13 protein-coding genes, 3 tRNA genes and 1 pseudogene are annotated in these 11,511 nt (G+C 69.7%); 3 read left to right on the top strand and 14 right to left on the bottom strand.

The genetic code is table 11. The features are described from left to right. Nucleotides 1-138: 138 nt before the first annotated feature. From rplA to DMH12_RS33865, 5 genes are all read right to left on the bottom strand, one after another. Nucleotides 139-864, bottom strand: coding sequence for a 50S ribosomal protein L1 (gene rplA / locus DMH12_RS33885; RefSeq protein WP_064729326.1), 726 nt, complete (start codon nucleotides 862-864; stop codon nucleotides 139-141). An 83-nt stretch (nucleotides 865-947) separates the two neighbouring features. Next, the gene (gene rplK / locus DMH12_RS33880) at nucleotides 948-1,382 is read right to left on the bottom strand and encodes a 50S ribosomal protein L11 (RefSeq protein ID WP_003974315.1); all 435 of its coding nucleotides are present in this window, start codon (nucleotides 1,380-1,382) and stop codon (nucleotides 948-950) included. Between the two features lie 182 nt (nucleotides 1,383-1,564). Continuing rightward, nucleotides 1,565-2,416, bottom strand: coding sequence for a transcription termination/antitermination protein NusG (gene nusG / locus DMH12_RS33875; protein ID WP_125495178.1), 852 nt, complete (start codon nucleotides 2,414-2,416; stop codon nucleotides 1,565-1,567). Between the two features lie 80 nt (nucleotides 2,417-2,496). Beyond that, entirely contained in the window at nucleotides 2,497-2,778 is a 282-nt protein-coding gene (gene secE / locus DMH12_RS33870; protein WP_064729324.1) for a preprotein translocase subunit SecE, read from the bottom strand. Between the two features lie 108 nt (nucleotides 2,779-2,886). Then, a tRNA-Trp gene (locus DMH12_RS33865) sits at nucleotides 2,887-2,959 on the bottom strand. Nucleotides 2,960-3,241: 282 nt separating this feature from the next. Between DMH12_RS33865 and DMH12_RS33860 the strand changes: the two genes are divergently transcribed. Both DMH12_RS33860 and DMH12_RS33855 read left to right on the top strand, forming a co-directional pair. Beyond that, nucleotides 3,242-4,468, top strand: a complete 1,227-nt coding sequence (locus DMH12_RS33860; protein WP_125495177.1) for a pyridoxal phosphate-dependent aminotransferase — start codon at nucleotides 3,242-3,244, stop codon at nucleotides 4,466-4,468. A gap of 124 nt (nucleotides 4,469-4,592) precedes the next feature. Further along, nucleotides 4,593-5,624 (top strand): adenosine deaminase, encoded by a 1,032-nt coding sequence (locus tag DMH12_RS33855; RefSeq protein WP_125495176.1) that lies wholly within the window; start codon nucleotides 4,593-4,595, stop codon nucleotides 5,622-5,624. A 132-nt stretch (nucleotides 5,625-5,756) separates the two neighbouring features. On the opposite strand, the gene DMH12_RS33850 is transcribed toward DMH12_RS33855, so the two are convergent. The 9 genes from DMH12_RS33850 to DMH12_RS33810 all read right to left on the bottom strand — a co-directional run bounded on the left by DMH12_RS33850 (nucleotide 5,757) and on the right by DMH12_RS33810 (nucleotide 11,075). Continuing rightward, on the bottom strand, nucleotides 5,757-6,812 hold the full coding sequence (locus DMH12_RS33850; protein ID WP_125495175.1) for a UDP-N-acetylmuramate dehydrogenase: 1,056 nt from the start codon (nucleotides 6,810-6,812) through the stop codon (nucleotides 5,757-5,759). Between the two features lie 95 nt (nucleotides 6,813-6,907). Next, on the bottom strand, nucleotides 6,908-7,288 hold the full coding sequence (locus DMH12_RS33845) for a DUF3291 domain-containing protein (protein ID WP_125495174.1): 381 nt from the start codon (nucleotides 7,286-7,288) through the stop codon (nucleotides 6,908-6,910). A gap of 33 nt (nucleotides 7,289-7,321) precedes the next feature. Beyond that, complete coding sequence (locus tag DMH12_RS33840; protein ID WP_260474439.1) at nucleotides 7,322-8,812, bottom strand: MFS transporter; 1,491 nt, start codon at nucleotides 8,810-8,812, stop codon at nucleotides 7,322-7,324. 114 nt (nucleotides 8,813-8,926) lie between these two features. Beyond that, a complete protein-coding gene (locus DMH12_RS33835; RefSeq protein ID WP_125495173.1) occupies nucleotides 8,927-9,499 on the bottom strand; it encodes a TetR/AcrR family transcriptional regulator in 573 nt (190 codons plus the stop codon). A gap of 92 nt (nucleotides 9,500-9,591) precedes the next feature. Further along, nucleotides 9,592-10,038, bottom strand: a complete 447-nt coding sequence (locus DMH12_RS33830) for a MaoC family dehydratase (protein WP_125495179.1) — start codon at nucleotides 10,036-10,038, stop codon at nucleotides 9,592-9,594. Nucleotides 10,039-10,058: 20 nt separating this feature from the next. Next, nucleotides 10,059-10,511 carry a MaoC family dehydratase N-terminal domain-containing protein gene (locus DMH12_RS33825; RefSeq protein WP_125495172.1) on the bottom strand — a complete coding sequence of 151 codons (453 nt, stop codon included), beginning with the start codon at nucleotides 10,509-10,511 and terminating at the stop codon, nucleotides 10,059-10,061. A 118-nt stretch (nucleotides 10,512-10,629) separates the two neighbouring features. Continuing rightward, the gene (rpmG, locus tag DMH12_RS33820; protein WP_003948671.1) at nucleotides 10,630-10,794 is read right to left on the bottom strand and encodes a 50S ribosomal protein L33; all 165 of its coding nucleotides are present in this window, start codon (nucleotides 10,792-10,794) and stop codon (nucleotides 10,630-10,632) included. Between the two features lie 89 nt (nucleotides 10,795-10,883). Further along, nucleotides 10,884-10,956 (bottom strand) — tRNA-Met (locus DMH12_RS33815). Between the two features lie 46 nt (nucleotides 10,957-11,002). Beyond that, nucleotides 11,003-11,075: transfer RNA gene (locus DMH12_RS33810), tRNA-Thr, on the bottom strand. Nucleotides 11,076-11,287: 212 nt separating this feature from the next. Between DMH12_RS33810 and DMH12_RS33805 the strand changes: the two are divergent. Next, nucleotides 11,288-11,511: pseudogene (locus DMH12_RS33805) on the top strand (hydrolase); the annotation flags it as partial.

The following is an 11,511-nucleotide window of genomic DNA, read 5'->3' as shown; positions in this document are numbered from 1 at the left end:
CCCCCTGTGCCCCGTGCGCCCCCTGCGCCTCGTGCGGGGGTCCCCTGCCCGCACGCTAGCCCAGGGGCGCGGGAAAAGGGACGGGCCCCGCACCTCGGAAGGTGCGGGGCCCGTGAACCGGTTGGGCGAGCCGTTGGCTCAGACCGCCGCCGGGTCCTCCTCGGTGAGGAGGTTGCGGGTGCGGTTGGAGTCGACCGGGATGCCGGGGCCGATCGTGGTGCTGATCGCGGCCTTCTTGATGTACCGGCCCTTCGCGGCGGACGGCTTGAGACGGAGGATCTCCTCCAGCGCCGCGCCGTAGTTCTCCACCAGCTTGGTGTCGTCGAACGACGTCTTGCCGATGATGAAGTGCAGGTTCGAGTGCTTGTCGACGCGGAACTCGATCTTGCCGCCCTTGATGTCGTTGACAGCCTTGGCGACGTCCGGGGTCACGGTGCCGGTCTTGGGGTTCGGCATGAGACCACGGGGACCGAGCACGCGGCCGAGGCGGCCGACCTTGCCCATGAGGTCCGGGGTGGCGACGACGGCGTCGAAGTCCAGACGGCCCTTCGACACCTCGTCGATCAGTTCGTCGGCGCCGACGATGTCGGCGCCCGCGGCACGCGCGGCCTCGGCACGGTCGCCGGTCGCGAAGACCAGGACCCGGGCGGTCTTGCCGGTGCCGTGCGGGAGGTTCACGGTGCCACGGACCATCTGGTCGGCCTTGCGCGGGTCGACACCCAGGCGGAAGGCGACCTCGACGGTGCCGTCGAACTTGCTCGTGGAGGTCTCCTTGGCGAGACGGACGGCCTCGAGCGGGGCGTAGAGCTTGTCCCGGTCGATCTTGGCGTCCGCAGCGCGGAGAGACTTGCTGCGCTTGCTCACTACTGCTCCTGTTGGCTTCTGAGGAGTCGTGGTGCGGGCCGAGCCGGCCCTGCCACTACTGCTGCTTGCTTACGGGGTGGAGGTCAGCCCTCGACCGTGACGCCCATGGAACGGGCGGTACCGGCGATGATCTTCTCCGCCTGGTCCAGGTCGTTGGCGTTGAGGTCGGGCATCTTGGTGGTGGCGATCTCACGGACCTGGTCACGCGTGATCTTCGCGACCTTGGTCTTGTGCGGCTCGCCGGAGCCCTTCTCCACACCCGCGGCCTTGAGGATCATCTTCGCGGCCGGCGGGGTCTTGGTGATGAAGGTGAAGGAACGGTCCTCGTAGACCGTGATCTCCACCGGGATGACCCAGCCACGCTGCGACTCGGTCGCGGCGTTGTAGGCCTTGCAGAACTCCATGATGTTCACGCCGTGCTGACCCAGCGCGGGGCCGACCGGCGGAGCCGGGTTGGCGGCACCGGCCTGGATCTGGAGCTTGATGAGCCCCGTGACCTTCTTCTTCTTGGGAGGCATAGCTCTCCGGGTCCTTTCGATTCGGGTCCTGCCCGCGTTCGGGAGCTACCCGGACACAGGCATACCGCACAACGATAGCGGGTATAGATGCGCGGCCAAAAACCGAGCAGGTCAGACGAGCAGCCTGCGCCCGTCCGACCTGTTCGGAAGCGTTACGTCCAGAGAAGTACCGGTGAGAGGTACTAGTTCTTCTGGATCTGGTCGAAGCTCAGCTCGACCGGGGTCTCGCGGCCGAAGATCTCGACGAGGCCCTTGACCTTCTTCGAGTCGGGGTTGATCTCGTTGATCGTGGCCTGGAGCGTGGCGAAGGGGCCGTCGGTGACGGTGACCGAGTCGCCGACCTCGAAGTCCAGGACCTGCACCTCGACCTTGCGCTGCGGCGCCGGCTTGCCCTCGGCCTCGGCGGCCTCGCGGGCGGCCTTCTCCTCGGCCTCCGGGGCGAGCATCTTGACGATCTCGTCCAGGGTCAGCGGGTACGGGTCGTAGGCGTTGCCCACGAAGCCGGTGACGCCGGGGGTGTTGCGGACGACGCCCCAGGACTCGTTGGTCAGGTCCATGCGGACCAGGACGTAGCCCGGCAGCTTGTTCTGGCGGATCGTCTTGCGGTCGCCGTTCTTGATCTGGACGACCTCTTCCTGCGGCACCTCGGCCTGGAAGATGTAGTCCTCGACGTTCAGCGAGACGGCGCGCTGCTCGAGGTTGGTCTTCACGCGGTTCTCGTAACCGGCGTAGGTGTGGATCACGTACCACTCGCCGGGGAGCACGCGCAGTTCGCGGCGGAGCGCCTCGATCGGGTCCAGCTCGGGCTCGGCCTCCGCGGCCTCGTCCGCCTGCTCGGCGGTGTCGTCGTCCGCGGCTTCCGCGGTCTCGTCCTCGGCCTCTGCGGTCTCGTCCGCGTCGACGACGGCGTCGTCGGCAGCCTCGGCCTCGGCGGAGGCCTGGGTGTCCTCGTTGCCGGCGCCCTCGACGGTGCCGGGCTCGTCCTCGACGGACTCGACCGGCTCGAAGGCGTCGTTCACGTTCGGGTCAGACACGGTGGCTGCTTCTTCCTGGATACATAGGGGTGGAACACGCGAAAGGGGCGCCGGGTACCTCGGCGCCCTTCGCTCTCGACTCAGCCGAAGACGTACTTGGCGGCGTGAGAGAAGCCATAGTCAATCAGAGTCACCAGGCCGATCATGATGACCACGAAGATGATCACCACGGTGGTGTACGTCGTCAGCTGATTCCGGGTCGGCCAGACAACCTTGCGGAGTTCCGCGACGATCTGGCGGTAGAAGAGGGCGAGCCGCTTGAGGGGGCCCTTCTTGCCGCGCTTGCCGCCCTTGCGGGACTTCTTGTCCGGCGCCTCGTCCTGGGCATCAGGCATGTCGATGGAGCCCACGGCGTCCGTCACTCGTCCTCACCTGATTCCGGGTCGTGGCCGTGCCGCGCCCGGTTGGAGCCGCACGGCGGTGCATTGCTGTACGTACATGCGCACACATCCTGGCGATGGTGTGTGTAGCAGGGCCGGAGGGACTTGAACCCCCAACCGCTGGTTTTGGAGACCAGTGCTCTACCAATTGAGCTACGACCCTTTGTGTGTCCCCCAACGTACCGCATCCACTCGGATGCTTGGTGTGCACCGAATGATCGCGGGCTGCTGAAGGCCAACGAGGTGAGAGTGTACGTGCTCACGGGCCGGGCGTCGAACAGAATGGGGCGGCGAGGCGCCCCGCCAGGGGCCCTTGGCCGAAGATCGCCCAGGCGGGCGCGGGGTTCCGGACTGATGTTCTGGGCCCTGCCCCGTTCCAGTTCCGTCCTGTTCAGTCCGTGAAACCCGTGTGCCGCCGCGGTTTGCGGTCTGGAACGATGGGGCCATGAGCGCTGCAACCCCTCCCACCGAGCGCCGGGTCTCCGCCCGAGTCGGCGCGATCTCCGAGTCCGCGACCCTCGCCGTGGACGCCAAGGCCAAGGCCCTGAAGGCCGCCGGGCGTCCGGTGATCGGCTTCGGCGCCGGGGAGCCCGACTTCCCGACGCCGGACTACATCGTCGAGGCCGCCGTCGAGGCGTGCAAGAACCCGAAGTACCACCGCTACACGCCGGCCGGCGGGCTGCCCGAGCTGAAGGCGGCCATCGCCGCGAAGACGCTGCGCGACTCCGGCTACGAGGTCGACCCGTCGCAGATCCTCGTGACCAACGGCGGCAAGCAGGCCATCTACGAGGCGTTCGCCGCGATCCTCGACCCGGGCGACGAGGTCATCGTCCCGGCGCCGTACTGGACGACGTACCCGGAGTCGATCCGGCTGGCCGGCGGCGTGCCCGTCGAGGTCGTAGCCGACGAGACGACCGGCTACCGGGTGAGCGTGGAGCAGCTGGAGGCCGCGCGCACGGACAAGACCAAGGTCGTCCTCTTCGTCTCGCCGTCGAACCCGACGGGGGCCGTGTACAGCGAGGCCGAGACCGAGGCGATCGGCCAGTGGGCCGTCGAGCACGGCCTGTGGGTGCTGACCGACGAGATCTACGAGCACCTCGTCTACGGCGACGCCTTCTCGGTGTCCATGCCGGCGCTGCTGCCCGAGCTGCGCAACAAGTGCATCGTGGTCAACGGCGTCGCGAAGACGTACGCGATGACCGGCTGGCGGGTCGGGTGGGTCATCGGCCCGAAGGACGTCGTCAAGGCCGCGACCAACCTCCAGTCGCACGCCACGTCCAACGTGTCCAACGTGGCCCAGGCGGCGGCGATCGCGGCGGTCTCCGGCGACCTGGACGCCGTGGCGAAGATGCGGGAGGCCTTCGACCGGCGCCGCCAGACCATCGTGCGGATGCTCAACGACATCGACGGCGTGGTGTGCCCGGAGCCCAAGGGCGCGTTCTACGCCTACCCGTCGGTGAAGGCGCTGGTCGGCAAGGAGATCCGCGGCAAGCGTCCGCAGGACACGGTCGAGCTGGCCGCGCTGATCCTTGAGGAGGCCGAGGTCGCGGTGGTGCCCGGTGAGGCGTTCGGTACGCCCGGGTACCTGCGGCTGTCGTACGCGCTCGGCGACGAGGACCTCGTCGAGGGCGTGAGCCGGATCCAGAAGCTGCTGGCGGAGGCCCGGGACTGACCCCGCCCGCTGCCGAGACAGAGCACTCCGGAACGCTCCGGGGTGCTCTGTTCGTTTGTGCGAGCAAGACCACGTACGGGGAAAGTGCTGTCGGGTCGGGCGTGTCGTGCGGCAGGATCGCGGAATGGAGCGTGTACGTGATGTCTCTGAACTGCCGAAGGCCCATCTCCACCTGCACTTCACCGGGTCGATGCGGCCCACGACCCTGCTGGAACTGGCCGACAAGCACGGTGTACGACTGCCCGAGACGCTGACCGAGGCGCTCGGCCGCGGGGAGTCGCCCAAGCTGCGGGCGACGGACGAGCGGGGCTGGTTCCGCTTCCAGCGGCTGTACGACGCGGCGCGGTCGTGTCTGCAGGAACCGGAGGACATCCAGCGGCTGGTGCGGGAGGCCGCGGAGGAGGATGTGCGGGACGGGTCGGGGTGGCTGGAGATCCAGGTGGATCCGACGTCGTACGCCCCACGGCTGGGCGGGCTGATCCCGGCGCTGGAGATCATCCTGGACGCGGTGGAGACGACCGTGCGGGACACGGGGATCGGGATGCGGGTGCTGGTGGCCGCGAACCGGATGAAGCACCCGCTGGACGCGCGGACGCTGGCCCGGCTGGCGGTGCGGTACGCGGACAAGGGCGTGGTCGGGTTCGGCCTGTCCAACGACGAGCGGCGGGGCATGGCCCGCGACTTCGACCGGGCGTTCGCGATCGCGCGCGAGGGCGGGCTGCTGTCGGCGCCGCACGGGGGTGAGCTGACCGGGCCGGCGTCGGTGCGGGACTGCCTGGACGACCTGGAGGCGGACCGGATCGGGCACGGGGTACGGGCGGCGGAGGATCCGCGGCTGCTGAAGCGGCTCGCCGACCGGCAGGTGACGTGCGAGGTGTGTCCGGCGTCCAATGTCGCCCTGGGCGTGTACGAGAAGCCGGAGGACGTGCCGCTGCGGAAGCTGTTCGAGGCCGGGGTGCCGATGGCGCTGGGCGCGGACGATCCGCTGCTGTTCGGGGCGCGGCTGGCGGCTCAGTACGAGTTCGCCCGGGAGCACCACGGGTTCACGGACCCGGAACTGGCGGAACTGGCACGCCAGTCGGTGCGGGGGTCGGCGGCGCCGGAGGACGTGAAGGAGAAACTGCTGGCCGGGGTGGACGGCTGGCTGGCCGGGTAGCCGGGCCGGGTGCCCGCGCCAGGTCGCCGGGCCGGGCCCGCCGGGCCTGTCTGCCCCTTCCCGTCTGCCTCGCGACACGCACCTGACGCCGAGCCCGCCCTCCGGGCGACGACGGGAAGGCTCAGACAGGCCTCAGAGCCGCACGCCCACCGTCACCGGCTCGTTGACCAGCGTGACGCCGAACGCGTCGTGGACCCCGGCGACGACCTCGCGGGCCAGCGCCAGCAGGTCCTCCGTGGTGGCCTCGCCGCGGTTGGTCAGCGCCAGCGTGTGCTTGGTGGAGATGCGGGCGGGGCCGGTGCCGTAGCCCTTGGTGAAGCCGGCCTTGTCGATCAGCCAGGCCGCCGAGGTCTTGATCAGGCCGTCCCCCGCCGGGAAGGCCGGCGGCTCGGCCGAGTCCCCGAGCCGCTCCGCCACGCGCGAGCGGAACCGGGCGAACTCCTCGTCCGTGAGGATCGGGTTGGTGAAGAACGACCCGGCCGACCAGGTGTCGTGGTCGTCGGGGTCCAGCACCATGCCCTTGCCCGCGCGCAGCTTCAGCACGGTGTCGCGGGCGGCGGTCAGCCGGACCCGGTCACCCGCCTCGACGCCGAGCGCGCGGGCCGTCTCGGCGTAGCGGATGGGCGCGGAGAATCCGCGCGCGTCCTCCAGCCGGAAACGGACGCGCAGCACGACGTACCGCTCGGGTTCGGCCTTGAAGCGGCTGTTGCGGTACGAGAAGTCGCAGGCCGCGTTGGAGAGGGAGACCGTCTCCCTGTTCCTGCGGTCGTACGCCGTCACCTCGGTGATCGTGGAGCTGACCTCCTGGCCGTACGCGCCGACGTTCTGGATGGGCGTCGCGCCCGCCGAGCCGGGGGTGCCGGCCAGGCACTCGACGCCGGCCAGTCCGGCCTCGACCGTGCGGGCGACGGCGTCGGACCAGATCTCGCCGGCCGCCAGCTCCAGCGTCGTGCCGTCGAGAGTGAGGCCGCGGGTGGCGATGTGCAGGGCGGTGCCGTCGAAGCCCTTGTCGCCGATGACCAGGTTGGATCCGCCGCCGATGAGCAGCAGGGGCGTGCCGGTGTCGTCGGCGTCGCGGACGGCGGCGATCACCTCGGCGTCGGTCGTGGCCGTGATCAGCCGGGTCGCCGGTCCTCCGAGTCGGAAGGTGGTCAGCGGGGCGAGGGGGGCGTCCTGGATTTCCTGCACGCGCTCAAGACTACGAGACGGCACCGACAGCCCCGGGCAGCGGGAACGCCCCGACCGTCCGGCCGGGGCGTTCCCTCCTTCACCGCGGGCGTCCTTCACCGCAGGCGCTGTCGTACTTCGGCCCAGCCGACCGGCAGCTCGTCGCTCGACGCCGGCCAGGAGGCGAACTTCGCGTCCCGCATCTGCGCGGAGAGCCCGCGGGAGGCCGGGGCATGGGTGCCGGAGCGGGCGAAGTCCTTGAGCGCCTCGGGCGACTCCCAGGCGGACAGCGTCCAGAACGTCCGCTTGAAGGGCTCCGCCTTCAGGGACGCGCCGTACGCACCGCGCGCGCCCCTCACCTGCCGCCACACGCCTGGCGTGCGCGCCAGGAACTTCAGCGCGCCCCACAGCGTGCGGGTCTCGAAACGGGAGGCGAAGACGTGTACCTCCGTGGCCTGCGGCGGCCGGTTCGGCACGGTCCAGGGAAGGGTGGGCATGTCGGGCTCTCCTCTCGTCCTGCGCAGGTGCGGTCAGCTGGTGGCCGCGGGGGCGGCGGACACGGTCTCCGCCGGCTCCGGGGTGGGGTTCGGGGTCGGGTTCGTTCCGGGTGTGTCCGTGGATGTCCGGCCGGCCGGGCGGCCGCCCGGGATCAGCAGGGCCGCCATGCCTCCGAGGGCCACCACCGCCGCGCCGACCGCGACCGCGGGCCGCAGTCCGTCGACGAAGATCTGCGGGGACTCGTAGCCGCCCTGGGCCGCGAAGATCGAGGACATGACCGCGATGCCGAGCGCGCCGCCCACCTCGCGCAGGGCGTTGTTGGCGCCCGAGGCGATGCCCTGTTCCTTGTTCATGACGCTGGACATCACCAGGGCGGAGGCGGGAGCGAAGTACAGGGCCATGCCGATTCCACTGACGATCAGACCGGGCAGCAGGACCCCGTAGGAGGCGTCGGCCGTGACGACCCGGGCGAGGTAGCAGAGGCCGGCCGCCTGGAGGAAGAGTCCCGCGGCGACCACCGGGCGCCCTCCGAGGCGGTCCGAGAGGATGCCGGCGATGGGCGCGACCAGCATCGGCATGCCGGTCCAGGGCAGCATGCGCAGCCCCGCCTCGGTGGGCGAGTAGCCGAGCACGCCCTGCATGTACTGGCTGAGCAGGAAGATCGAGCCGAACATCCCGAGGAACATCAGCAGGCTCGCCGCATTGATCCCGGCGAAGGCGCGGGAGCGGAAGAGGCGCATGGGGAGCATGGGGTTCCTGGCGCGGGTGCTGTAGAGGACGAAGCCGGCGAGCAGCGCCGCCCCCGCGAACAGGGCCACGAGCACCACGGAACCGGTCCAGCCGTCGACGGGGCCGCGGACCAGACCGTAGACGATGCCGAAGAGTCCGCCGCTGGCGAGCAGGGTGCCGGGGAGGTCGAGCGGGGCGCCGGTGCCGTACGACTCGGCGAGGCGGACGCGGGCGAGCGGCAGCAGGGCCAGACCCAGCGGAACGTTCAGCCAGAAGATCCACTGCCAGGAGACGTGTTCGGTGAGGGTGCCGCCGACCAGCGGACCCGAGGCCACGGCCAGTCCGTTGACGGCGCCCCAGATGCCGTAGGCCATCCCGCGGCGTTCGGCGGGTACGGCGGCCGTCAGCAGGGTCAGGGTGAGCGGCATCATGATCGCCGCGCCGACGCCCTGGACCGCGCGGGCGGCGATGAGCGAGTCGATGCCGGGTGCCATGGCCGCGGCGGCGGAGGCGACGGTGAAGACGGTCAGGCCGACGATGAAGAGCTTGCGGCGGCCGAAGCGGTCGCCCAGTGCGGCGCCGAACATCAGGAGGACGGCGAAGGTGAGCGTGTACGCGCTCACGGTCCATTCCAGGTCGTGCAGCGCCCCGCCCAGGTCCTCGCGGATGGAGGGCAGGGCGGTGGTGACGACGAGGTTGTCGAGGGCGGCCATGAATCCGGCGACGCTGGTGATGACGAGGGCCCAGACGGCTCCCCCGCCGCGTGCGCTCCGACCTGTGCTGTGCTGTGACATCTCTCCCCCAGAGGGTGTGCACCGCTTGCGGTTTGGTTTGGTTAGTAATTGCTGACTAACTTCTCCGGGCATACGAGTGGCGTGCGAGAGCACACGCCGGCGACCCGCGCGCCCCTACGTGCTGTTCCGGCTCTCTTTGGCCCGCGCCGAGATGTAGAGGCCTTCCCAGATCCGGTGCCCCGGCGGAAAGCCCATTCCCGCCAGGGTGTTGACGAGCATGCCGTACGCCATGAAGGTCGTCGTCTCGTCCACGTCGCCCCCCAGGGGCACGTGGACGGTGTCCCAGAGCTCCAGCCAGCCCCTTCGCACCATCTCGCCGAACTCGTGGTCCCCGGATGCCTCGGCCGCGGCGACCGTGACGTAGACCTGCAACTGCATCTGCAGCTTCTCGGGGTGATCGGCGATCAGCTGTGTGTAGGCCTCGGCCATGGAGTGCAGGGCCTCTTCGCCGTGCAGCCCCTCGGACGCCGTCTCGAACACCTCGCGCGTGTCCTGGAGACAGCGTTCCGCCACCGCGAGGAAGATCGCTTTCTTCCCCGGGAAGAGCCGGAAGAGGTACGGCTGGGAGACCCCCACCCGCTTGGCGATGGCCTCCGTGGAGGTGCCGTAGTAACCACCCCGGGCGAACTCGGTCATCGCCGCGCGGATGACGCTCTCGCGTCGCTCCTCTGCGCTCATCCTGACCATGGACAGGAAGTTAGTACTCAATCACTAACTACGTCAAGGGGGATGGAGAAGTAAGGGGCGCCCACTCTGGGGATCGCCCCTTACCGCACTTCTCAGCCCAGGCGGACGACCGCCCGGGACATGCCCAGGACCTTCTGGCCGCCGCTGGTGACCGTGAGGTCGACGCGGACGGTGTTGTCGTCGAGCTTGGCCGCGACCTTGCCGCTGACCTCGATCACGGCACCCCGGTCGTCGTCCGGGACGACGACGGGCCGGGTGAAGCGGACGCCGTACTCCACGACCGCGCCCGGGTCGCCGACCCAGTCGGTGACCACGCGGACCGCCTCGGCCATGGTGAACATGCCGTGCGCGATGACGTCCGGCAGGCCGACGTCCTTGGCGAACTTCTCGTTCCAGTGGATCGGGTTGAAGTCGCCGGAGGCGCCCGCGTACTGGACGAGCTTGGCGCGGTCCACCGGGAAGGACTGCGCGGGCAGTTCGGTGCCGACCTCGACGTCGCCGTACGCGATCCTGGCACCGGCGGAGGCCGGAGGCGTCATTGCGGGGTCCGTCACGGTACTCACGCCTCCTCGGCCGCGCGGGCCACGAGCTTGGTCCAGGCGGTGACGACGTGCTCGCCGAGCTCGTCGTGGACCTCGCCGCGGATGTCCAGGACGTCGTTGCCGGCCAGCGACTTGATCGCCTCGATGGTCGAGGTGACGGTGAGCCGGTCACCGGCCCGCACCGGGCGGACGTAGGCGAACTTCTGGTCGCCGTGCACCACCCGGCTGTAGTCGAGGCCCAGCTGCGGGTCCTCGACGACCTGCCCTGCCGCCTTGAACGTGATCGAGAACACGAAGGTCGGCGGGGCGATCACGTCCGGGTGGCCGAGCGACTTCGCGGCCTCCCTGTCCGTGTACGCCGGGTTGGCGTCCCCCACGGCCTCCGCGAACTCGCGGATCTTCTCCCGGCCCACCTCGTAGGGCGCGGTAGGCGGATAGGTCCGCCCCACGAACGACTGGTCGAGCGCCATGGGCTCGCTCCTCCTGCTGTCTGCTCTGCTCTGCGGTGGGTGCCGCGCTGGGCACTACTGACCCAAACGACGCGAGGCCGCCCCCAAGTATCGGGGACGGCCTCGCGTACGAGCCTATTTATCGCGTTTCGCGGTGCGCGGTGTGCGCGTTGCAACGCGGGCAGTGCTTCTTCATCTCCAGTCGGTCCGGGTTGTTGCGCCGGTTCTTCTTGGTGATGTAGTTCCGCTCCTTGCACTCCACGCAGGCCAGCGTGATCTTCGGGCGGACGTCGGTGGCAGCCACGTGAGTGCTCCTTGACGGACGGATTGATGATATTAACGCAGGAAAGAGTAGCCGATTGAAGGACCGACCCCGCAATCGGCTACTGTCAGTAGCGGTGACCGGACTTGAACCGGTGACACAGCGATTATGAGCCGCTTGCTCTACCGACTGAGCTACACCGCTGTGATGCGATCGGGCCCCGCCTCGCGGCGGGAACCTCTCGCACCAGAGCCCCAAAACGGAATCGAACCGTTGACCTTCTCCTTACCATGGAGACGCTCTGCCGACTGAGCTATTGGGGCGAGCGATGAAGACATTACACGGTCGCCCGCCGTTCGCCCAAATCCGTTTCGTCGCCCCTGACCCGTCCCGTACCCACCACTCCGGAGGGCCGGACCGCGCCGGTACGACTATTGCGCTCCTCCGCGCCACGGGCTGATCACCGTCCTAGGCTCGACTCACTCTGCGTGATCTTGCGTCCCCCACTGCGCAGCCCCGAGCCCAGAGGAGCGCGATGCCCGACAGCCAGCCGCAGCCGCCCCGTTCGCCCTCCCCCTCGGGCTCCCCGGACAGCGGTTCGCTCCTGCTCTCCGGGGCTCGGCTCACCGACGGCCGGACCGTGGACGTGCGGCTCAGCGGCGGGCGCATCGAGGCCGTCGGCACCGCCGGCAGCCTGACCCCGGCCCGCACGCCGGGCCCCGGCACCCGCGTCGACCTCGGCGGCTACCTGCTGCTCCC

Origin of the sequence: Streptomyces sp. WAC 04229 (assembly GCF_003947455.1) — a bacterium.
Lineage (GTDB): Bacteria > Actinomycetota > Actinomycetes > Streptomycetales > Streptomycetaceae > Streptomyces.
Note: the sequence above shows the minus strand (reverse complement) of the source record. Positions and strands in the feature narration are given on the sequence as shown.

Coding starts and splice junctions, on each gene's coding strand:
- rplK (WP_003974315.1), bottom strand. CDS start 1,382: ATGCCTCCCAAGAAGAAGAAGGTCACGGGGCTCATCAAGCTCCAGATC.
- DMH12_RS33835 (WP_125495173.1), bottom strand. CDS start 9,499: ATGGTCAGGATGAGCGCAGAGGAGCGACGCGAGAGCGTCATCCGCGCG.
- DMH12_RS33845 (WP_125495174.1), bottom strand. CDS start 7,288: ATGCCCACCCTTCCCTGGACCGTGCCGAACCGGCCGCCGCAGGCCACG.
- DMH12_RS33825 (WP_125495172.1), bottom strand. CDS start 10,511: ATGGCGCTCGACCAGTCGTTCGTGGGGCGGACCTATCCGCCTACCGCG.
- DMH12_RS33860 (WP_125495177.1), top strand. CDS start 3,242: ATGAGCGCTGCAACCCCTCCCACCGAGCGCCGGGTCTCCGCCCGAGTC.
- DMH12_RS33830 (WP_125495179.1), bottom strand. CDS start 10,038: ATGACGCCTCCGGCCTCCGCCGGTGCCAGGATCGCGTACGGCGACGTC.
- DMH12_RS33840 (WP_260474439.1), bottom strand. CDS start 8,812: ATGTCACAGCACAGCACAGGTCGGAGCGCACGCGGCGGGGGAGCCGTC.
- DMH12_RS33855 (WP_125495176.1), top strand. CDS start 4,593: ATGGAGCGTGTACGTGATGTCTCTGAACTGCCGAAGGCCCATCTCCAC.